The following is a 21,356-nucleotide window of genomic DNA, read 5'->3' on the forward strand; positions in this document are numbered from 1 at the left end:
TTCGCTGCTTAATTTAATAACTTACTTTAAAGCGGTGCAATTGGTCGACAATTTCCCCTGCGTCCATCCCCGCTAAAACCGCCTCATGATCTTCCCATTGGGCCTCAAAACTTCGCATAAAATCCCCTAAAGCTTTGCCTTGCAAATCAGGAAAAAGGCGCATAATCACCTGGCCGGAATATTTTTCCCGCAAGCGTAACACATATGCCTCTCGTTGGCGCTCCAGTTCAATTTTTTCCAACAAATTTCCTTCTGGAAAAAACGCAGCAATCATCGGCAAGTAAGCATCTCGATCTGCCTCAAATTCAAATTGTTGCGAAATACCTTGTTCCTCCAACCACCCCACGAACCGCCTCATGGTTGTCCGTTCTTTTACCCTTTCGGTGGTTGTGGCATCTTGCTCTTGATAGGGATGAATGGAAAAATAGGGGCTCGCTGTTGCCCAGCGGAACAGCTCATCCAGGGTATCGAAGCCGCGCAACCAGTGGGCATAATCCAGTTGTAAAAAAGCAAAAATGCGTTCAAAATCCTGAGAAACCTCCAGGTCTTTCTTGAAATGACCATCGGCCCTTCGGAATACATACAACAAACCCTGTTCGCCGTATTTCAGGTTAAATCGTTTGAAAATTTTACCCAGAATATTGCCCACATCATTGAAGGAGAGGTAATTGTACGTGCTGTCAAAATAGCGGTGCTCCCGGTAGAAAAAATCGACCTGGAAAATTTGATAGACTGTGCTAAAAACTGGACCCAAGGACTTGTGTTGCTGGATCCCTAAATCCCTGATCAGTTCCATGCGCAAATCCTGCCAGGTGCTTTGAATGACTGCATCGGACACGATGATGTCAACATCACCAAAGTCGGGTTTATCGCGGTAATACCGGGGAATGCGGTACAAGTCGCCCAGTTTTTGATCCAGGTAATGTCTCAATTCACTTTCGACTTTCAGGTACTCCGCTTTGGGCAAACGCCCCAATTTGAACAAATTACCACCCATTTTGCTTTGTTGTTGAGGTTTGGCGTGCAGAACGTCGTAGGGTAGGTGTTTGGTTCCAAAAACTTAACACTACGCTCCTGCAAATTTATTTGAAGCTGCCACAAAAAACCTTACTTTGCTTCATGTAATTACCAAAACACAATTCATCATCAAATCGCATTGTTTTTATGAAATCACTACTCTGCACTTTTATTTTAGGACTCTTTTTGGCGCTGGGTACAGCCACGGCTCAGGCACCAGCAACTCCTCCTCCCACACCCGCCTTGGACTCCTTAGGCGCAAAAGACTTTTTAGGGAAATACGATACTGGTGGTATGGGCAATATCGTCGTGAGTTGGGAACAAGGTAAAGTGATTGGCGCTTTGGAAGGCCAGGGCAGCGCTGAACTGAAACCAACCGCTACTCCCGATGTATTGAGTATCGTTGGTTTTGAAGGCACCGCAACTTTTATCCGGGACGAACAGAAAAAAGTCATCAAGGTGAAGTTGGAAGTGCAAGGGCAGGTCATTGAGGGGGCGAAACTGTGAATTAGAAGTTGAGGAGTTTAGAAGTTGAGGAGTTGAGGCTACCGCGACCGGCACTAACAACAGCCCTTTTCAAAATTCCTGCGGCAGCCTCAACTTCTAAACTCCTCAACTACTCAACTCAATATTATGCAAGGAACAAACCAAGACCAACTAGCCGAACAGGTGGCCCAAAACCTGACTCTAGACCCCCAAGACTGGACACAAATGCGCCAGCTGGGGCACCAAATGATTGACGATGTGATGGATTATCTGGAAAACATCGGCAAACAACCCGTTTGGAAGCCCATTCCCTCCGAAGTCAAAAACTTTCTCGCTGCGGATATCCCTCAGGAGCCACAAGACATCGACAGCATTTATCAAGAGTTCAAACAATACATCTTTCCCTACACCAAGGGCAATATCCACCCTCGCTTTTTCGCCTGGGTGCAAGGCACTGGCACCCCACTGGGTGTATTGGCCGACTTGTTAGCGGCTACCATGAATCCCAATGTTACGATTGGTGAACACGCTTCCCTCTATGTCGATCAGCAGGTGGTCAATTGGTGCAAACAAATGCTCAACTATCCCGACGAAGCCTCCGGGATTTTGCTCAGCGGCGGCTCGATGGCCAATATTACGGCTCTTACTGTTGCCCGCAATCATCAGGCCAGTGTGCGCCAGGAAGGTTTGTTCAATATTGGTAGTCAAATGACCCTGTATTGCTCGGCTGAAACCCATAGTTGTATTCAAAAAGCGGTGGAAATTCTGGGTTTGGGTGCTGAAGCGGTGCGCAAAATTTCAGTGAATGCCCAATACGAAATCAATACCGTCGAACTGATTGAATGCATCGAAGCCGATCTCGCTGCCGGGCATCGTCCATTTTGTGTGGTTGGCACTGCGGGTACGGTCAATACCGGGGCAATCGACCCCCTTGAAGAACTTTGGCAAATTTGTCAACGCTACCAATTGTGGTTCCACGTAGATGGAGCGTATGGAGCGTTGGCCAAACTTGATCCTGAATATGCTCTTTCACTAACGGCGATTGAAAAAGCCGATAGTGTAGCCTTTGACTTGCACAAATGGCTCTACATTCCCTACGAAGTAGGCTGTACTTTAATTAAAAATGCGGAGGCGCACCGCAATGCTTTTGCCATTACGCCCAACTATCTTTTGCAAGAAAAGCGAGGCTTGGCGGGTGGACTGGAATCCATCAACAATTACGGTTTTGAGTTGTCGCGGGGTTTCAAAGCCCTTAAAATCTGGATGTCGCTTAAGGAGCATGGCTTGGCCAAATACGCAGCCATGATTCGGCAAAACAACTTGCAAGCGGCGTATTTGGGTCAAATGGTGGAGAACACGCCGGAATTGGAGTTGTTGGCCCCGGTTTCGCTAAGTATTGTTTGCTACCGGTACATCCATCCTGATCTTACAGAAAGCGAACTCAACTCCTTGAACCGCGAGATATTGATTCAATTGCAGGAACGGGGCATTGCTTCACCATCTTCTACTCTTTTGCAGGGGCGGTATGCCATTCGGGTTTGTATTGTCAATCAACGCACGAAAAAGGCTGATTTGGAACTGTTGGTACAAGCTACTTTGCAAATTGGTGCTGAACAGGTAGCTCTATTTTTAGCACCAAAAACCCTTTCAGTAACATGAGTTCTGAATTGGCATCATTTTTACCGCAGAGTTTCGCGGAGTACACACAGAGTTTCACAGAGTTTTGCTAGTTTTAAGGAGTTTTGCCACCTGCGGTGGCTGGAGTTCATAGGCCATTAAAATTTGATGGTTTTATTCTAGTGCTAATTCAATGTAGCCTCTGCATACTCTTCACCACCGAAGGTGGCTACTCCGTGAAACTCTGCGTGCACTCTGCGAAACTCTGTGGTTGAAAAATTAATTATAAAGACAATGCATTAATAAAAGACAACCAACTAGTTGAAATTTACATCGAAATACTCAAAACCCACGTTTCAATATGAAAAATTTTCAACTCTTCTTGACCTTGCTTTTTTGTCAAATCCTGGGTAGTGTACAGGCTCAGCAACCCCTCCGCATCGGTGTAGTCGGCTTAAACCACGACCACGTCAACTGGATTTTGGGGCGGGCCAAAGCCAATGACATCGAGATCGTCGGCATCGTTGAACCCAATCGTGCCCTGGCCGAACGCCATGCCAAAAGGCGGGGTTTTGATATGAGTTTGGTGTACAATACCATCGAAGAAATGGTGGAAAAAACCAAGCCCGAAGCGGTGACCGCCTTTAATTCCATCTACGACCACCTGAGTACGGTAGAGTTTTGCGCGCCCAAAGGCATCCACGTGATGGTAGAAAAACCCCTGGCGGCCAACTGGAAACACGCCCAACGAATGATTGAGCTGGCGCAAAAACACCAGATTCAGCTGCTTACCAACTACGAAACGACCTGGTACGGCAGCAATGCCAAAGCTTATGAATTGATCAACAAGGAAAACAAAATAGGGCCAATCCGCAAAATGGTTTTTCACCACGGCCATCCCGGCCCGGTAGAAATTGGTTGTAGCCCGGAATTTTTGGCTTTTCTCACCGACCCTGTACTCAATGGTGGAGGTGCATTGACTGATTTTGGTTGTTACGGCGCTAACCTCGCCACTTGGTTGCTGAAGGGCGAAACACCCAAAACCGTGTTTTGTAACCTGCGCCACATCAAACCCAACATCTACCCCAAAGTAGACGACGAAGCCACCATCATCCTGGAATACGCCAATACCGAGGTGATCATCCAGGCTTCCTGGAATTGGCCCTATGGCCGCAAAGACGTGGAAATTTATGGGCAAAACGGCACCATCGAATGTATAAATGGCAAAGACATGCTGGTAGGGCCGAAACTGGAGGACCGGGGAACACCCTTTGTTGCTGATCCATTGCCAGTCAATGACCCTTTTACTTACCTCGAAGGTGTAGTACGCGGGCGAATCAAAGTGCAAAATTTTGATTTATCGGCATTGGACAACAACCAGATTGTCGTGCAAATTTTGGAGGCAGCGAAACATTCGGCGAAGACAGGGAAGGTTGTAGAGTGGGCGAAGTTTTTTAAAACCAAGTAAAATCGATCAAGAATTGATTATTGTTTTCGCAACAAAACAATCTGCCCCAAGTGGTACACATCGTGGTGGATCAAGCCATGTAACAATACCGAATAGGAGTAACTTCGGCCTTCAACGATTTGCTCCAGGCGGGATTCATCCAGTTGTTCCAACTGTTCGAGCAATTGCAACTGGCTGTCTTCAAATTGCTGGAGGGTGATGAGCCAACTTTCTTCATTGGGGCTAACCACGGGGAAATTGGCTGCGTCATCTACATCGTAAGTAGTATTGCCCCGCAGTTTTTCGATGGCAAAACGACGCCAGGCGGTCATGTGTTCTACCAGCTCTATCAGGGTATGACTATCGCCAATCTGGTTACCCAATTGATCGCTCGTTACTTTGCGCAGAATTTCCATAACTGATGGCCCATGCCAGGCGGCACCATCAAACGTACGGCGCAGTAATTCAATAATTTCTTGACGATGCATAACAGCAGAGATGAGTTGGTGCTAAAGATACAAAAGGAGTATGATAAGAATAGGTAATCTAAAGATGAAAAATAGATTTTAAAAAACTGAAACTCAAACACCCCTAAAACCGTATAGAATGTATAATTTTGTATTCCCTCCTCCCGGGAATCTACAGCCCAAAATTGAACACTACTGGAAACACTAGTACATTGATAGCTAAAACATCTTTGGCACAAACAGCCTTGCACATTCTGCATTCAACTGATGATGCCTTTCAACATACTGCTTCAACGATGGAGCAACTGGCCCTGGGTTTGGGTTATGCCCATAGCGATGTAGGAAAAGTCTGGCATTGGCTGGAGCAGGAATTGAGCCGACAAACGGAACAGGGCTGCATCCCCCAGTTGCAAGCTACACGAAGCTGCACTCCACCTTTTCACAGTATTTTGGCCTGGACTTGTTGGAAAAAAGACCCTTCCACGGTCAGTATTGAGGGCTTATTTGATGCTTTGCTGCAGTCGCACCATTATTGGTACTTGCACCGCGATCCTCAAGAGCTGGGGCTACCTTGTATTCACTTTGCGGAAGAGGCGGTAATGCCTGAGTTTTTTGAAAATCATGATGCTCCTTTTCAAATTCAGGACCCTGCTTTTCTGGGTTTACTTTGCCGGGCCAACGAGTGTTTGATCGAAATGGGCGAACAACTACAGCGTGATCTGAGTGATTTAATCCAATGGCATGAGCTTACTGTATTTGGTTTGAATGAAGACCTTTGGGATGGTGCATCAAAAAGTTATTGTGGTTTTGATCTCCTTTCTGGTCAGAAATTGAACATTCCAAACCTTGCCAATTACCTTCCCCTCTGGGCTGGGGTGCCCGATCAGGAACTGGCGGAGGAAATGTGCGGGAATTTGATTAAAAGATATTTTCAGGATACTTATTGGGCATTGCCCATACAATTACCTACTAAAGACAGTTCAGGGGAGACGGTCTCTTTGCTCTTGAATCGAATGATTTATGCAGGGTTGCTGCGTTATGGTTTTAAAGAAAATGCCAGTTACCTGCGTAAGAGCAGTTTACAAATGGTTGGCAATTATGGTTTTTACAATTTGTATCAAGCCTTGATGCATCCTTATGACAACATTGGAATAGGCCAAGGGAATTCCGCTGCCACTGCCGCACTGGTGCTTGACCTGGCGAATGGTATTCCTGAAAAACGAGGGTTTGAACAGAATTGGTAATGCCTATAAATAATGCTGGATGAAGGCCGAGTACTCAGTAGCATCCACAACTTTCCACCCCGCTGCCTCAAATTCAGCAATTTCTTCGGTACTCGGAAAGCTGAAATAGGCCGATTCCGCTTCGTCCTGAGCGAGGATACTCGGTTTTTCACCTTGCAAAATAGAGACTACCTGATCGGCTACAAAAGCTGCGCTCGCTGGATACAAATGCAAAATATGCCACAACAGGGAACGATCCGGGTTGACGGGCAAATGGGAGAAACCGATTATGCCGCCCGTATCAATGGTTTTGTCATCAATGTAATGCAAAGTGCCGTTGATGGTTTTGTCGCCATTTTTCAAAGCCCGAAAAACGGCCAGTACACCTCGATAATTGGGCAAACGCCCGGAATGAAAATTCACTACCCCAAGCTTGGGAATCTGGACAAATGCATCTCCAAAAATGCGGCCATACCGAATGGACAGCACCAAATCGGGCTGTAAAGAACGAATCAAGTTCAGGCTTTCTTCCGATTTGATGTCGTTCAAAGAGGTGATGGGGATAGCGTATTGTTCTGACAAGGCTTCAAAAGTCTGATATTGGGGTTTATGCGCTCTGGCCTGGGCATCCAGTTGGGGAAATAAAAATTCATTGGGCAAAATTTGTTCAAAAAATTTCAGGTCCTGGAGTGCCTGGGGAGCATCCGGATTGGCTTTCCCAACCTTATCCGAGATGAATATGTGCTGAATGTAGGGGTGGAGCAAAGGCAACAAGTGATTGAGCATCACATTACTGGCCAGATCCCGATTGGTAAAATAGAGTAAGCGCATGGTAGAGATTATGGCCAAATATACCCTATAATTGATATTTTTGAGCATCAAAATCTTCCACTACATGAGATCCATTCTTTTCCTACTCTGCCTGATTATTTTGAGCCATCAAAAAATCTCAGCTCAAATTGATACCACCTACGCCGAGCGTCTGGGCTGGCCCAAAGGTTCCAAAGTACTCATCATGCACGTCGACGATGCCGGGATGTCCTGGGACTCCAACGAAGGTGCTTTCCAGGCCCTGACCAAAGGGGTTGCTACGTCCGTAAGTGTGATGATGCCATGTGGCTGGGTTCCGGGGTTTGTGCACCAACTCAAAAAAAATCCCACAATTGACGCTGGCCTGCACCTCACCCTGACATCAGAATGGGATGATTACCGCTGGGGGCCCTTGAGTGGCAAACCAACCGTGCCAGGTTTGGTTGATCCGGAGGGGGCCCTTTGGCCAGAAGTGGAAGATGTAGTCAAAAATGCTTCAGCAGATGAAGTTGAAAAGGAAATTTTAGCGCAAATCGCCCGGGCCCGTCAAATGGGTTTTGAACCCACCCACATGGATTCACACATGGGTACGCTGTTTGCCTCTCCTGCCTTTTTGCAGCGCTACATCAAGGTTGGCATTCAGGAACGAATCCCGGTAATGATGCCCGCCGGGCACTGTAGCATGATCGCCGAAACGAATAAACTGGATCCTTTTACCCTGGGTTTGTTGCGCAATGCGGGTAAAAACCTCTGGAGCAACGGGCTTCCCGTACTAGATGATTTGCACAATGAAACCTATGGCATGAAAATACCAGCTGGATTGAGCGATCAAGCCATGCAAAAGTTAAAAACCAAATTGATCATCGAATCTTTCCAACGGCTTAAACCAGGGGTGACTATGCTAATCGTGCATTGTACGGCCCCCTCCCCTATTTTTAAACACATTTCTGGTTCAGGTGACGTGCGCAAAAGCGATCTGCTGGCGATGCAATCTCCCGAATTGAAGGCTTATTTGCAAAAAGAAGGGATTGTTTTGACGACGTGGCGGGAGTTGATGGAACGGAGAAAAAAACTGAAATAGCGTTGAGGGGTTGAGAAGTTGAGGAGTTGAGAAGTTGAGGCTACCGCGAGCGATTTTGACAATGTCCTTGTCTAAGCCACTCGCGGTAGCCTCAACTTCTCAACTCCTCAACTTCTCAACTCCTCAACTTCTCAACCCCTCAACTTAATTCACCCGCACCCCTTCCGCCGTGCGGCTATTCCGATCCTGCCGATCGATGCGGCGCAGGTCCACCATTAGCCCGGCAAAAGCGGCACCGTAGTTGACTTCGTATTCCTTGCCGTCATAGGTGACCTTACCTGAGGCTCTTTCCCAATCCTTGGCCAACAACACATAACGTTCGCCGGCTTTGGGGTTGGGGCCAAACATGAGGAAACGTTGATCAGAGCCGTTTTCAAAGGCAATGGCGAAACGATTGGCTTTGGGGCTAAATGTAAACACCCCGGGCGTACTGCGGGGGATAAAAATTTCTTCTACTTTTTCCCCATTGATCATCCGTACTTTCCCTTCAACAATTTCGGAAGAGTTTTCGCCCAATTTCCGCCGCAAATACACATCGTCGGACAAATAAAATTGAATTTTTTTCAGTTCTGATTCAGTCCAACGGTTGCGGTCGTACAAATCCTGGGTAAAATAAGACAGGCTTGGACTACAACTGCTGAACGCTGCCCACAGCAGCAACACAATAAGGGTATTTCTCATCATCACGTGTTTTTGATTTGTGATGCGGAAATTACAGGAAGTCACCTATGTGTAAAAGTGGATTATGAAAAGTTTAACGAGGGTTAAGAGAGTTTAACAAGGTTCGGATCGCTCGCTTCGACTTACTTCGACTTCGCTCAGTAACCGTCGCTCAGCGACCGATTAGAACTTTGTAACTTTCCAGACAATCCCTTTTCTCTAAATTTTGTTACATTAGCACTAAAGTAGTTGAACGTAAATAAACGGGGGAATTCACACTCAACTACTCGGGGATTAAACAACCAAGACATGAAGGTTTTTACCAAGATTTTTACAGAGAAAACGACTTTCCTCAGCTTGCTTTTTGGCATTCTGGCTTTGCCAATGGCCATGGCTACACACAACCGGGCTGGTGAAATCACGATAGAACAAGTGGGCAACTGCGTAACCAGTTTGACCGTCAAAGCAACCATCGTTACGTACACCAAGGCGAGTAGCTTTATGGTAGATCGCGACTCCTTAACTATTTTTTGGGGGGATGAATCTCCTGGGGCTCGTGGCCAACAGGTATTGCGGGTCAATGGCCCGATCGGGGTGAATGGTATTGGGAAGGGGGAATTGCTGGAAAACGATACCCGTAAAAACGTTTACGTCGCTTTTCACACCTACCCTTCGCGGGGCACTTATGTCATTTCGATGAATGACCCCAACCGCAACGGGGGCATCATCAACCTCAATTTTCCGAACTCGGAACAAATCAAATTCCACATCCAAACCACCTATACTTTCCCCAACCCACAGGTAGATGGCTGCAACAATACTCCGGTTTTGCTGCAACCTCCAATCGACATTGGTTGTGTAGGAAAACCCTTTATCCACAACCCCAATGCCTACGACTCAGATGGGGATAGTCTGGCGTACAAGCTGATCATCCCATTTTCGGATCGAGGAGTACAGGTGCCCAATTACCTCTTCCCCAATATGGTCAGTCCGGGGCCTAAAAACAACCTGAGCATCAATGAACGAACGGGGGAAATTGTGTGGGATGCGCCGCAACGAGCGGGGGAATACAACCTGGCCATGATCATCATCGAGTACCGGGACGGTAACCCCTTGGATACCATTGTGCGCGATATCCAGATTTTGATCCAGAGTTGTGACAACCAACCTCCCAAAATTGTAGCCCCTGATGAAATTTGTGTCATTGCGGGGCAGGTCGTTGAGTTTAAAGTAACCGCAACTGCCCCAATCGAAGAAACCCGGCAAAAGGTAAAATTGGGCGCGCTTGGGGGACCTTTTGAAGTAAAAATCAGTCCCGCAACCTTTACGCCCAACATCAATTCTTATCAAAATGACCCATTGGTAAAAACCTTCCGTTGGGAAACGCGCTGCGAACACATTTCAGACCAATTCTACACGGTCGTGTTCCGAGCGGTAGATGACTTTTACCCGCGAGACTCCACGGGTTTGTCTATCCTAAAAACGGTACGAATAAAAGTCGTCGGGCCGCCTCCGGAGGATGTGCGAGCGGCACCGGGCAATGGATTTATTGATGTGAGTTGGCAAAAACCCTACGTGTGCGACAAAGCAGCGGAAAATTACTTCCAGGGCTTTACAGTCTGGCGAAGGATCGGCAGCAACTCTTTTGAGCCCGATACCTGTCAGCCTGGTTTGCAGGGCAGAGGGTATGAAAAACTAACTGAATTTTCCATTGTGGATAGCCTCAATAAGCGTTACCATTTCCGCGACAATGACGTGGAACCGGGTCGGACCTACTGTTACCGGATTTTGGCCGAATTTGCCAAAACGACCCCGGGAGGACGTTACGCCTACAACCTTTTGGAAAGTTTGCCTTCCAAGGAGGCTTGTGTACAGCTCAACCGCAATCTGCCAATCATCATCAAAGCGGATGTGGTCAGCACCAGTGCAACCACGGGTAGTGTACAAGTCTGCTGGACCAAGCCTAAGCCCAATGATCTGGATACCCTCGTGAATCGAGGGCCCTATAGTTATGAAGTGATGCGCGCCGAAGGTTTGACCCCGGCGGATGCGGCCTTCCAATCCGTAGCTCGTTTCACCAGCACGACCTTTAAAGGTGCCAACGACACTTGCTTCCTGGATCGAAACTTGCGTACGGCCACAACAGCCTACAGCTACCGCATCCGTTTTTATACAGGTCGATCCGCGACGGAACCATTGGGAGTAACCCCATTGGCCTCTACAGTATTCTTGCAAATCAGTCCTTCAGATAAGCTCTTGAATTTGAGCTGGCAAGAAAATACCCCCTGGGACAATTATGCTTATGTGGTGTTCAAAAAGAATGCCACAGGCACCTTTGATTCAATTGCGACCGTGACTACCAATCGGTATACCGACCGCAACCTGGTCAATGGCACCGAATATTGCTACAAAATCCGGGCTTTGGGTACCTACGGCATTGTGGATATTGTCAGCCCGCTGGTCAATCATTCACAAGAGCAATGTGGCCGACCACAAGACAATGTACCCCCCTGCCCACCAACAATCAAAGTCGCTACAATATGCGACAAACCGACTGATTGTGCTGATCGTGAGCTACAAGTCAATACCATCACCTGGAATCGCCCGACTACGACTTGCCCCGAAGCAACCGACCTAGCGGGTTACAAGGTGTATTTCAACAATGGAGATACTGTAGGTACGTATACTTTGGTGGGTACCGTCACTTCGCCGAATACCTTGATATTCACGCATCGCCCCGAACTGGGCATTGCGGGTTGTTACGCGGTTACCTCGGTGGATCAGTTGGGCAATGAAAGTGCACGCAGCAACCTGATTTGTGTGGACAACTGTCCTCGCTACATCCTACCGAATACCTTCACGCCAAATGGGGACAATCAAAACGACTTGTTCACACCCTTCCCCTTCTGTTTTGTTGCCTCAGTCGACTTCCAGGTGTTCAACCGCTGGGGGCAACTGGTGTTCAAAACTGCCGATCCGAACCTGAATTGGGATGGTACCAACTTGCAAGGTGATGCGCTCCCCGCCGGGGTGTACTACTACAAGTGCAAGGTGTTTGAACAACGGGTGAATGGCGTGGTGCCAGTGGAGAAGCCGCTGGAGGGGTATATTCAGTTGGTGAAGTAGAAGTAATGATGCTCAGAATGGTCAAGTTAGCCATTCTGAGCATCATTACACATAATAACAGTTTCTTTAAACTCAATCAACTCCTGGGTTTAATTCATAGTGGGCGCTTTCTTAAGAGTTATTCTTCTTCAGTTTTGTCGCTTTTTTCGGTTAGCACTTTTCTCTTCATTAACCATTTTATCAAAGCAGGAATTAAGATAAGGAGCCCCAATAAGGCACTCATTTTTTTCTGGTTCAAAATAGGCATTAAAATAAAAAAGACCAATAACATGCACGTTATTGCTAGAATAGTTCCAAACAGCCCTCTTGAAAATCCAGCAGGATTGCGCTTAAAGTCATCTTTATATCCGAGGTACAGAAATAATGCAAAAATGGATAAGATGATGATTGTTTCCATTTCAATATTTCGTGTAGGTTAATTTGTTCCAAATCCCGAATACACCCTTCCCTCCTCCGGCACAAACCCCAAAACAATATCCTGTGCAGGCACCCCTCTTCTTACGAATTCTTCAGCCACTTCCTCCTCTGTCCAGTTTTGCATCACCCATATTTTCCCATTGCGAACATCGAAGTGCATGAGTACATCAAAAGAAAAAGCTCCTTTTTGCCAACCGGTGCTGACCAATTGAAAATGACCATTTTCCCGATCTACAATCAGCATTTTCTCCAGTCCAGGGGCATTGGCATAAGGTGTTGCCGCATATTCTTGCAAATTGCCCCAAGGCTTCATGAAAAGCATTTAAAGGAGAAGATTTAATGAAAGATTTGACTTCTACCGCAATCTTTTCATAGCCCTTTTCTGCGACAAGTAGTTTTTCTGCGCCTAAGTCAATAAAAAAACCTACCTCCCCCACTTTAAATGGGAAGCTATCATGGGTGATCATCCAACCATCCTTTTCCAGGGCTTCCCGTACCACATCATGATAAATGTCCTTTGCCAATTTTTTTCAACAAATTTATTTCTAAATCAAGAAAAAACAATGACAAAACAAAATATTTATCACTAAATTACTTCAACTCAGCCGCCCAAACAGCACCGAAAACAGCTAATATCACACCATCACATGCTTGAGGTTCGTGTTTCTCTTACACCCGATAGCAATTCCAACTGAATTGCGTCCGCAGTGCGGACGTATTTGGAAAGATTCGGTAAAACTGACGGTATCGCTCCAACTCCCTTACCGAAAAGCCACTACCCATATGTGACTGAAATGTTATTTTTATTTCCAATATTTTTTCATTAAGTCAGCTACCCAAATAGGCTGCCTTATTTCTGTTTTCGGTTGAAACTCTTTGAAAACTGGTTTGATGTCTAAGATTGGAGTTCCATCAATAGCGTCAAGAAATTTCACTTTTAATGTTCTGCCGTCATGTTCTAATAGTTCAACTGTTGTAAGCCCAATTTGGTTTGGTCTATCTTTTTTGCGTTGCCCAAAAATACCAACTAATGGATAGTTTGGGTTGCCTCTTGGCCGCCCTGAAAAAACAATGTCGTCTTCCTTTACTTTGTCAAAATAGTAAATAATTTCAAGATGTGAGAAATCGGAAATACTGGCGAAGGCTTCTGTAGGGATATGGTCTGCAAGTTCAATATCAGCTATGATTGTTTCCCAATAATCATCTATTGGTTCTTTTCTTGAGTTTTTCACCGTCGCTATCGGTTTTAAAACAACTTCCATTGTATTAATTTTAATTGGTCCAATTTACTGAAAACGCTAAAATCAATTTTACCGAATAAATAAGCAAAATCAATTGAAGTGCTTGGCTCGAAAAATTAAATAAAAATATCAATACAACACCAATTAACAACATAGTTGCAGCTATAGTTTTTTGATTTCCGGTTTTCTTAATACTAGTTATGATAAATGAACTAGCTAAAGCATAAATCGCCAAAGAGAAAATACTGTAAAAGTCATTCGGAAAAATCCAACTCAAAATCAAAGGTTGTAGAATATGAATGGCAATGAACAGGTATCGCCTTTTTACACTTTCTGCGTAGTAATTATTGGTGCCATCTGTAAAATTCGCAATAATTCCTCCACCTATGTCTAAAGTTAAAAACGCAAGCAGGACTTTTTTTGTTAAAGGCAGCTCAATGCCCAAACAAAGTATTTGTGCGGCAATTGTCAAGGTAATTGAGCCAAATAGAATGAGAAGAAGGTCAAGGCTAGTTGTTTCGCGTCCAAATAGCTCATATAGTGATTTATGAACTTTCATTTTTCGTCTTCCTATTTCCATTTTATGCGTTCTGTTTACAATGATGGCTAACACGAGAATATGCGCACTTTTTAGGCTTACTTGATAAAGATATACTACGAACACGAGTGTTCCAAATAGTTTCGATTTAACTCATTCTATTTTCCCCCTTGGTCGCCTTTTTTACGCGTCAAGGTCTATCATCTTCCCAAATCAATGAATTTATTTTCCAACCATTTTGGGTTTTTACAAATTGAAAAAACTTATGGCCGTATTCCTTAAAGTAGTTGCCGTTTAAATAGCCACTTTTTTGGTAACGAGAATAGCGTTGGGCAATATTTCCAATTATTGTGGTTTCTCCGGCAATCTCATGTTCTTCAAATTCGGTAAGCGTACCATCAGAAAGTATTGTTTTCCTTGGTGCAATAAAGCTTTCCAGTGTGTAAATTATTTCTGTAGCTTCCATTTTTTTAATAATGATACATTCGGGTATACACGTTGTATAGATTGCGGACAGATCTGGTTGTGTTTGGTTGGTGTTGGTGAATAATCCAAAGAACCTCTTTGAAACATTGTCTATTTCCAATTTGTCCATGTTGATTGTTTCTTTGCTTGATTCCATCTTTACAATTTTGTTCTTTGTTGATTTTCCAAAACCTTGCCACTCTATAAACGGATATTAGGATAGCTTCTAGTGTTGGTCCTTGGGGTCAAGTTTTGCTGCTTTTTGGTAGGTCAATTGACTTTTGATACTCCTCAATGTCGTAACAAGTTGCGTCAATATTGAAGCAAGCCTTAAAGTATGTCGTAAAAGTAGTAACCATAAAGCAGCGGTTTTTTAATGTCTACTCCTTGAAGTTCCATTTCGTCGAATATGGTGTCAATGTGTTCTTGCTTTTCGTCGTCTTGTACAGAAGAACAACTCATTATGCTCAATAGGGCAAAAAATAAAGCAATTATCTTTCTCATTGTTGTCGGTGTATTAACTGTAATTTTTACTGCCTTTCTATATAATTTTTGAGTTCCAAGTTCATCTTTTTGAATCCGTCAGGTGCTGTTTTCATCATGGGAAGTTGTTTAAATAATTGTGATAAAATCCCCCTATATTCTTCTCTATTCGTAAGTAATGTTTTTCCGTTTCCCATGTCTTTTAGTTCAAAGAAATGTTCTCCATCAAAAATTCTGGGAAGTCCAGTTTTTGCAATCCAAGCAAATCGTTTCTTCTCTTGCCAGTAGGAAATGTCAGGTTTAAACTCGTATGGTTCTGCGCCTGCCGCTGCGAGTTTTAAATGAAGTTTTCCGTTGGGTTGTACTGTACCACCCAAAAATGTTAATTGTGAGTTCCAATTTTTATAATTTTCAAAATCAACAATTGTCGCCCAAACCTTGTCGGCTGATGCGTTGATTTCAATTTCATCACGAATTTCAAAACTTGTTCTACTTAGGAGTAGGACTACTAAAATAATTACAGCTAAAATAATCCACATATGCCATCTTGTTTTGTGATTTAATTATCGTTAACTGTGTTGTAACAGCCTGACTGCCAAAACGGAAATATGCGTACTTATTCTGCCCGCTTGGTAAAGACAAACCATACGTACTAAACTTTCAGGAAGTCACTTCAACTCAGCCGACCCAAACAACACCGTAAATTTCTCACACCACACCAAAACGAACTTCTGACTATCCTTAGTCGTATTGGGTACTGCGAGGCGTAAATTGCCATTGGCTGGTGTTTTGATGATTTCAGTGTAATCGCTAGCTTTCAAGTCATTGGAGAGGTAAAGGCGAACATCTGGGCCTGGATCAGATTTGAAATTTTCGAGCAGCAGGAATTTCTTACCGTCTTTGTCTTTGATTAGTTTGGCCGTGCCGGAAGTGGCGTGGGCACCATTTTTAAAAGCACCGGAAAACAATACTACATCCGTATCACCGGGTGTGACATCATCATCGCTGCTGGCTTTATCGCAAGCAAAACTCAGGCTTAAGGCAAGCGCCAGGAATAGAAACTTGTACATAGGATTATGGTTGTTAGTAGTTATGAGTTTGAATGTCTTGTTTATAACGCCTGAGCATTCAGCATATTTTGCTTACTTATACCCAAACTGCTTCAGAAAAAAATCATCATTCCGCCAGTTGTCTTTCACTTTGACGAAGAGCTCCAGGAAGACCTTTTTTTCCAAAAACTTCTCCATATCCAGGCGGGCTTCCATGCCCAGTTTTTTGATCGACACCCCATTTTTGCCAATCAAGATAGATTTTTGGGTGTCCCGTTCTACAAAGATGGTGGCAGAAATCCGGGCTATCGCTTTGCCCCCCACAGTTTGGTCTTCTTTAAACTCCTCGATGATCACCTGCGTAGCATAAGGGATTTCCTGATGGTACAGGGTCATGATTTTTTCCCGGACGATTTCGCTCATAAAAAAGCGCTCTGGGCGGTCGGTCAGTTGATCTTTGGGGTAATATTCCGGGCCTTCGGGGAGGTTTTCTTTTAAGGTGCTCAGCAACAAATCAGTGCTGATTTTTTTCAAAGCCGAAATGGGAATCACCTGGGCTTGCGGCAATTGTTCGGCCCAAAATGTTTTCAACTGCTCCAGTTTCTCTTCGTCAACCAGGTCAATTTTGTTGAGCACGACGAACATAGGGATGCTGGTCTGGCGGCGCAATTGTTCCAGGAGTTGATCACCTGCCTTGTACTCTTCCAGCACGTCGGTCACCAAGAGCATGAGGTCAGCATCCTCGAAGGTAGACTGCACAAAGGAGTTCATGGCCTGGTGCATCTTGTAGGCGGGTTTTTCGACTACGCCAGGAGTGTCGGAAAGCACCATTTGGAAATCCTCGCCACTCAAAATACCGATGATGCGATGGCGTGTCGTTTGGGGCTTGTTGGTGATGATGGACATACGTTCGCCCACCAATGCGTTCATCAAAGTGGATTTGCCCACATTGGGATGGCCAATGATATTGATAAAACCGGAACGGTGCATAAATTTGTTTCTATTCTAAAAGGTCCCACCCTTGTGGCAGCTGCTTGATTCGTCCGTTGACCAATTTATCCAGGATGTAATAAATGTCGCCGGGCTTGTAAGGCCGCCAGTTGATGTTGTTGAATTCGGGGCCAAAGTTAAGGTAATATTGGAGTTTGTTGTCCTTCATTTCTTCATAAACGTGCTGAAGGGAGTTGATGACCACAATCCAGCCGTCTTCGTCCTTGATGTCTTCGTACCATTCTTCGTAGTAGTCGTTGTCACCACTGTGGTAATTGAGCACGTTTTCGCAGATCAAAATGTAGCGGTAAATGCCTTTTTCGATCATGTAATCCACCAGTTCCCGTTTGAGGTAGATGCTGTCGTCGTAAAGGCAGTCGTTCCATTCACCAATCATTTCGATGATGGCGTAGCCCTCATCGTAGTCTGCGTACAAGACTTTCAGGTACAGGGTCAGTGAGCCAATGGTGTCCCATTGAGGGTGAATGTAATAGTTGTAAATTTTATTGGTGTAATAAAACTCACTATACTCGCGTCCGTAAAAGGGCGAATTGACGTCTTCAGCAGCCACGTAGTCATCCCGCCAGCGGAAGTATGGTTCGATGTCTTGCACAGTCGTAATTTTTTTTTGAAATGTACGATCAAAACGAATAAGGAGGGAAAAAAGTTGAGGGAGGTTTAGGCTAACGCAGTGGCTTAGACAAGGACATTGTCAAAATCGCTGTGGTAGCCTAAACCTCCCTCAACTTCCCTCAACCTTCCTCAACTTTTCTTCTTAACTTGGTCTCTCACAATCGAAACCGATGTTAAAAATAGGCATCACTGGTCCCGAATCAGCTGGCAAAACCACCTTGGCCAAAGCGCTTGCTGCCCATTACAAAACGGCCTACGTGCCTGAATTTTCACGCCTTTACCTTGAAAAACATGGCCCTGGGTACGATGAAGCCGACCTACTCGAAATCGCCAAGGGTCAGTACAGCTGGGAGCTCGCCTATGCGCGTGATGCCAAACGTTTGTTGATTTGTGATACGGACTTGTTGGTGATCAAAATCTGGTCGGAGGTGCGTTTTCAGGAATGCCACCCCTGGATTGAACGGCAATTGCACTTGCATCCCTACGATTTGTTTTTGTTGTGCAAACCTGATTTGCCCTGGGAACCAGATCCACTGCGCGAAAACCCGAATAATCGGGATGAGTTGTACCAGCGGTATTTGAAGGCATTGGAGGACATGAATGCCAACTTTTTTGAAATAAGTGGGTTGGAGTTCGAACAACGGCTGGCTTTGGCGGTTTCTAGTGTAGATCGGTTTTTAGGATTTGCAGGTTAGGAGGAAAGTCTTAGCTTTGCGGCCGATCGTTGGCTTTCAGGTCGCTACCCACGTCTTACCCACGAATAAATTCGTGGGTTGGGGCGAGAGGTGGCCTCCCACGGATAAATCCGTGGGTTGGCGCTCTGAAACCTCAGGCATAGGGTAGTCACATAGGGTTGCCCGATCACACCCACACGATCACACTTCACACCCACACCCATTTTTATTCTCATTTGGGGTGCCCAACCAAACGGGCTGAGATCATACCCATTGAACCTGCCAGGTAATTCTGGAGAGGAAAATGAGCACCTTCGACAAACTTGCTTAGCGGCAAGCCCCAGGTGCACGAAGGTATTACACCGTCGAACCCCTCGGCTGGTGATTTCCCACGAATAAATTCATGGGTCACTCCCCACGAATAAATTCATGGGCTAACTCCCCATAACTAAATCTCCCACGAATAAATTCGTGGGTCGATTGGACAAACATTATGGGCCAACGTTTTTTTATGAAATCCAATGTTTTGATGCTGGCATTGCTCTGCCTGTTGAGCAGTAGTGCCTGGGCGCAAGTGAGTTTGCGCGGAAAAATTACCGATGCTGCTGGTCAGGGTTTGGCTGGGGCCAATGTTTGGTTGGAAGGCCTGAAAAGGGGCACCACCACTGATCGTTTTGGCGGATTTAGTTTACCCAATCTTACTGCCGGAACGTATCAACTGGTCATCAGTTACGTAGGCTATCAGGATTTGGTGGAAACGGTGGACTTGAGCAGCACCCAGGAAATGACTTTTGTGCTGAGCGAAAAAACCTACTCCATGGATGCCTTGGTGGTCAAAAGTACCCGCTCTGACCGCAAAACGCCGATGACTTACAGCAATTTGAACGCCGAACAAATTGGCAAAAACAACCAGGGGCAAGATATACCCTTTATCTTGCAATGGACCCCTTCCGCTGTGGTCACTTCCGACGCTGGCACGGGCATTGGCTACACCGGCATTCGCATCCGGGGCACCGACGCTACCCGCATCAACGTGACCATCAACGGAATCCCGCTGAATGACGCCGAATCGCAGGGAACCTTTTGGGTCAATATGCCGGATTTCGCCAGTTCTACTAACGATGTGCAAATTCAGCGCGGAGTAGGTACTTCTACCAATGGCGCGGCAGCCTTTGGGGCAAGTATTAACCTCAATACCGCCAAAGTCAATCAGGATGCCTATGCGGAGGTAAATGGGACAGTGGGTTCCTTCAATACCTTGCGCAGCAATGTGCAGTTCGGGACGGGTTTGCTCAAGAGTGGTTTCAGTGTAGATGGGCGTTTGTCCAAAATCAGTTCTGATGGCTACATCGATCGGGCGAGTTCTGATCTGAACTCCTATTTTGTGTCAGCTGCCTGGACCGGCCAAAAGCAACTCTTGCGCTTGAATGTATTTTCTGGCCACGAAATCACTTACCAGGCCTGGAATGGCGTACCCGCCAACCTGATCAATGATCCGGCTACCCGCACCTACAACTCGGCTGGTACCGAAAAACCCGGCGAGCCTTACCACAACGAAGTAGACAATTACCGCCAAACCCATTACCAACTCATTTTTAACCGGGGCATCGCTCCGGCCTGGAACCTGAATTTGGCCCTGCACTACACCCGTGGGCTGGGCTTTTACGAGCAGTACAAGGCCGGGGAGTCTTTCGCCGACTACAACCTTCAAGCCCCCAATGACTCTATCGAAACAACCGATTTGGTGCGGCAACTCTGGCTCGACAACGACTTTTACGGCGGCGTATATGCTTTAACCTACAACAAAGGCAAGGTTGATTTCAGCCTCGGGGGCGGCTACAACATTTACGACGGACGGCACTACGGCAAACTGCCCTGGTTGCAATTTTCTGGCGATTATGTGCCGGGGGACAAGTTTTACCAAAGCACTTCTTTGAAAAAAGATTTCAACGTATACGCCAAGCTCAATTACCAATTGGCGCGCAGTTTGTATGCCTACGCTGACCTGCAAGTACGGACGATCAATTATACACTGGAAGGCAATGATCGCCAAAAACGCGACATCAGCCTGGAGGATAACCTGAGCTTTTTTAACCCCAAGTTTGGTTTGAGCTACCTGCCCAACAGCCGTAGCACCTGGTATGGCTCCTTTGCAGTGGCCAATCGGGAGCCCAATCGGGACGATTACTTGAGCGCCTTGCCCAATACACCCCGGCCAGAACGTTTGTACGACACCGAATTGGGTTACAAATACGCGGGCAAAAAAGGCGCGCTGGAATTGGCCTTCTTCCACATGTACTACCGTGACCAACTGGCCATCACCGGGCAGATCAACGATGTGGGAGCCCCTATCAAAATCAACATCCCCAAAAGTTACCGCCTGGGACTTGAACTGAGTGGTGGCTATCAATTGAATGCAATGTTGCGTGTCCAGGGTAATGCTGCCTTTAGCCGCAACAAGATTGTCAGCTTCACCGAATTCCTCGACGACTACGACGCCGACTTCAACTGGCTGGGTCAGCAGCAGTTTGTACGTAAGCAGGCGGATTTAGCGCTTTCACCCAATTTGATCGCGGGTGCAGAATTGGCTTTTTCGCCGTTCCAGAAAGGTACTTGGACGGAGAAACAAAGTTTGACCCTGTCTTTGCTAACCCGCTACGTCGGCCAGCAATTCATCGACAATTCAGGCGATGTAAACAATACGCTGAAGGCTTATTCATTCAGCGACTTGCGGGTTGTATACCAGCATAAAGGGCAATTGCTACGGCAGTTGGAGTTGAGTTTGTGGGTGAATAATTTGTTCAATGCAATGTATTCTTCCAATGCCTGGTCGTATCGGTACATTTATGCCGGGCAAGGGGCAGTGGATCAGGGGCTGTATCCGATGGCGGGAAGGAATGTGATGCTGGGGGCACGGTTTAGATTTTAGTGC

Annotated in this window: 22 protein-coding genes, 1 pseudogene and 1 riboswitch; of the genes and pseudogenes, 8 read left to right on the forward strand and 15 right to left on the reverse strand. The window is 45.9% G+C overall.

Annotated elements, in window-relative coordinates; translation table 11 throughout:
- Positions 1-13 precede the first annotated feature (13 nt).
- Positions 14-997 carry a hypothetical protein gene (locus ACO08K_RS07585; RefSeq protein ID WP_421795789.1) on the reverse strand — a complete coding sequence of 328 codons (984 nt, stop codon included), beginning with the start codon at positions 995-997 and terminating at the stop codon, positions 14-16.
- 167 nt (positions 998-1,164) lie between these two features.
- On the opposite strand from ACO08K_RS07585, the gene ACO08K_RS07590 reads away from it, so the two are divergent.
- The 3 genes from ACO08K_RS07590 (at position 1,165) to ACO08K_RS07600 (ending at position 4,588) form a co-directional block, all read left to right on the forward strand.
- A complete protein-coding gene (locus ACO08K_RS07590; protein ID WP_421795790.1) occupies positions 1,165-1,524 on the forward strand; it encodes a hypothetical protein in 360 nt (119 codons plus the stop codon).
- A gap of 126 nt (positions 1,525-1,650) precedes the next feature.
- Complete coding sequence (locus ACO08K_RS07595; RefSeq protein WP_421795791.1) at positions 1,651-3,162, forward strand: pyridoxal phosphate-dependent decarboxylase family protein; 1,512 nt, start codon at positions 1,651-1,653, stop codon at positions 3,160-3,162.
- 319 nt (positions 3,163-3,481) lie between these two features.
- On the forward strand, positions 3,482-4,588 hold the full coding sequence (locus tag ACO08K_RS07600; protein WP_421795792.1) for a Gfo/Idh/MocA family protein: 1,107 nt from the start codon (positions 3,482-3,484) through the stop codon (positions 4,586-4,588).
- A gap of 17 nt (positions 4,589-4,605) precedes the next feature.
- Here ACO08K_RS07600 and ACO08K_RS07605 read toward each other — a convergent pair whose 3' ends face one another.
- Positions 4,606-5,055, reverse strand: coding sequence for a DinB family protein (locus tag ACO08K_RS07605; protein ID WP_421795793.1), 450 nt, complete (start codon positions 5,053-5,055; stop codon positions 4,606-4,608).
- Positions 5,056-5,264: 209 nt separating this feature from the next.
- Between ACO08K_RS07605 and ACO08K_RS07610 the strand changes: the two genes are divergently transcribed.
- A complete protein-coding gene (locus ACO08K_RS07610; protein ID WP_421795794.1) occupies positions 5,265-6,278 on the forward strand; it encodes an MGH1-like glycoside hydrolase domain-containing protein in 1,014 nt (337 codons plus the stop codon).
- A 3-nt stretch (positions 6,279-6,281) separates the two neighbouring features.
- Here the strand turns inward: ACO08K_RS07610 and ACO08K_RS07615 are convergent, their stop codons facing one another.
- A complete protein-coding gene (locus ACO08K_RS07615; protein WP_421795796.1) occupies positions 6,282-7,088 on the reverse strand; it encodes a formyltransferase family protein in 807 nt (268 codons plus the stop codon).
- Between the two features lie 64 nt (positions 7,089-7,152).
- On the opposite strand from ACO08K_RS07615, the gene ACO08K_RS07620 reads away from it, so the two are divergent.
- On the forward strand, positions 7,153-8,148 hold the full coding sequence (locus ACO08K_RS07620) for a polysaccharide deacetylase family protein (protein ID WP_421795797.1): 996 nt from the start codon (positions 7,153-7,155) through the stop codon (positions 8,146-8,148).
- A 144-nt stretch (positions 8,149-8,292) separates the two neighbouring features.
- Here the strand turns inward: ACO08K_RS07620 and ACO08K_RS07625 are convergent, their stop codons facing one another.
- Complete coding sequence (locus ACO08K_RS07625) at positions 8,293-8,829, reverse strand: hypothetical protein (RefSeq protein WP_421795798.1); 537 nt, start codon at positions 8,827-8,829, stop codon at positions 8,293-8,295.
- Between the two features lie 288 nt (positions 8,830-9,117).
- Here ACO08K_RS07625 and ACO08K_RS07630 point away from each other — a divergent pair, with 288 nt between their 5' ends.
- Positions 9,118-11,934, forward strand: a complete 2,817-nt coding sequence (locus ACO08K_RS07630; RefSeq protein WP_421795799.1) for a gliding motility-associated C-terminal domain-containing protein — start codon at positions 9,118-9,120, stop codon at positions 11,932-11,934.
- A gap of 118 nt (positions 11,935-12,052) precedes the next feature.
- Here ACO08K_RS07630 and ACO08K_RS07635 read toward each other — a convergent pair whose 3' ends face one another.
- The 11 genes and pseudogenes from ACO08K_RS07635 to ACO08K_RS07685 all read right to left on the reverse strand — a co-directional run bounded on the left by ACO08K_RS07635 (position 12,053) and on the right by ACO08K_RS07685 (position 17,730).
- On the reverse strand, positions 12,053-12,331 hold the full coding sequence (locus ACO08K_RS07635) for a hypothetical protein (protein WP_421795800.1): 279 nt from the start codon (positions 12,329-12,331) through the stop codon (positions 12,053-12,055).
- Between the two features lie 18 nt (positions 12,332-12,349).
- The gene (locus ACO08K_RS07640) at positions 12,350-12,673 is read right to left on the reverse strand and encodes a XisI protein (RefSeq protein ID WP_421795801.1); all 324 of its coding nucleotides are present in this window, start codon (positions 12,671-12,673) and stop codon (positions 12,350-12,352) included.
- A 28-nt stretch (positions 12,674-12,701) separates the two neighbouring features.
- A pseudogene (locus ACO08K_RS07645) lies at positions 12,702-12,818 on the reverse strand (element excision factor XisH family protein); the annotation flags it as partial.
- A 336-nt stretch (positions 12,819-13,154) separates the two neighbouring features.
- Positions 13,155-13,613, reverse strand: coding sequence for an SAM-dependent methyltransferase (locus tag ACO08K_RS07650; protein ID WP_421795802.1), 459 nt, complete (start codon positions 13,611-13,613; stop codon positions 13,155-13,157).
- Between the two features lie 10 nt (positions 13,614-13,623).
- Complete coding sequence (locus tag ACO08K_RS07655) at positions 13,624-14,205, reverse strand: hypothetical protein (RefSeq protein WP_421795803.1); 582 nt, start codon at positions 14,203-14,205, stop codon at positions 13,624-13,626.
- Positions 14,206-14,320: 115 nt separating this feature from the next.
- Complete coding sequence (locus ACO08K_RS07660) at positions 14,321-14,752, reverse strand: DUF4440 domain-containing protein (RefSeq protein ID WP_421795804.1); 432 nt, start codon at positions 14,750-14,752, stop codon at positions 14,321-14,323.
- A 173-nt stretch (positions 14,753-14,925) separates the two neighbouring features.
- Positions 14,926-15,099 (reverse strand): hypothetical protein, encoded by a 174-nt coding sequence (locus tag ACO08K_RS07665; RefSeq protein WP_421795805.1) that lies wholly within the window; start codon positions 15,097-15,099, stop codon positions 14,926-14,928.
- Between the two features lie 26 nt (positions 15,100-15,125).
- Positions 15,126-15,617 (reverse strand): SRPBCC family protein, encoded by a 492-nt coding sequence (locus tag ACO08K_RS07670; protein WP_421795806.1) that lies wholly within the window; start codon positions 15,615-15,617, stop codon positions 15,126-15,128.
- A gap of 129 nt (positions 15,618-15,746) precedes the next feature.
- A complete protein-coding gene (locus tag ACO08K_RS07675; protein ID WP_421795807.1) occupies positions 15,747-16,148 on the reverse strand; it encodes a DM13 domain-containing protein in 402 nt (133 codons plus the stop codon).
- Between the two features lie 72 nt (positions 16,149-16,220).
- Positions 16,221-17,117, reverse strand: a complete 897-nt coding sequence (gene era, locus ACO08K_RS07680) for a GTPase Era (protein ID WP_421795808.1) — start codon at positions 17,115-17,117, stop codon at positions 16,221-16,223.
- A 10-nt stretch (positions 17,118-17,127) separates the two neighbouring features.
- A complete protein-coding gene (locus ACO08K_RS07685; RefSeq protein ID WP_421795809.1) occupies positions 17,128-17,730 on the reverse strand; it encodes a hypothetical protein in 603 nt (200 codons plus the stop codon).
- Between the two features lie 190 nt (positions 17,731-17,920).
- On the opposite strand from ACO08K_RS07685, the gene ACO08K_RS07690 reads away from it, so the two are divergent.
- Positions 17,921-18,445 (forward strand): AAA family ATPase, encoded by a 525-nt coding sequence (locus ACO08K_RS07690; RefSeq protein ID WP_421795810.1) that lies wholly within the window; start codon positions 17,921-17,923, stop codon positions 18,443-18,445.
- A gap of 206 nt (positions 18,446-18,651) precedes the next feature.
- Positions 18,652-18,744: riboswitch (TPP riboswitch) on the forward strand.
- A gap of 191 nt (positions 18,745-18,935) precedes the next feature.
- Positions 18,936-21,353, forward strand: a complete 2,418-nt coding sequence (locus ACO08K_RS07695) for a TonB-dependent receptor (RefSeq protein WP_421795811.1) — start codon at positions 18,936-18,938, stop codon at positions 21,351-21,353.
- Positions 21,354-21,356: the final 3 nt, after the last annotated feature.

This window comes from Haliscomenobacter sp. (genome assembly GCF_965225875.1).
Lineage (GTDB): Bacteria > Bacteroidota > Bacteroidia > Chitinophagales > Saprospiraceae > Haliscomenobacter.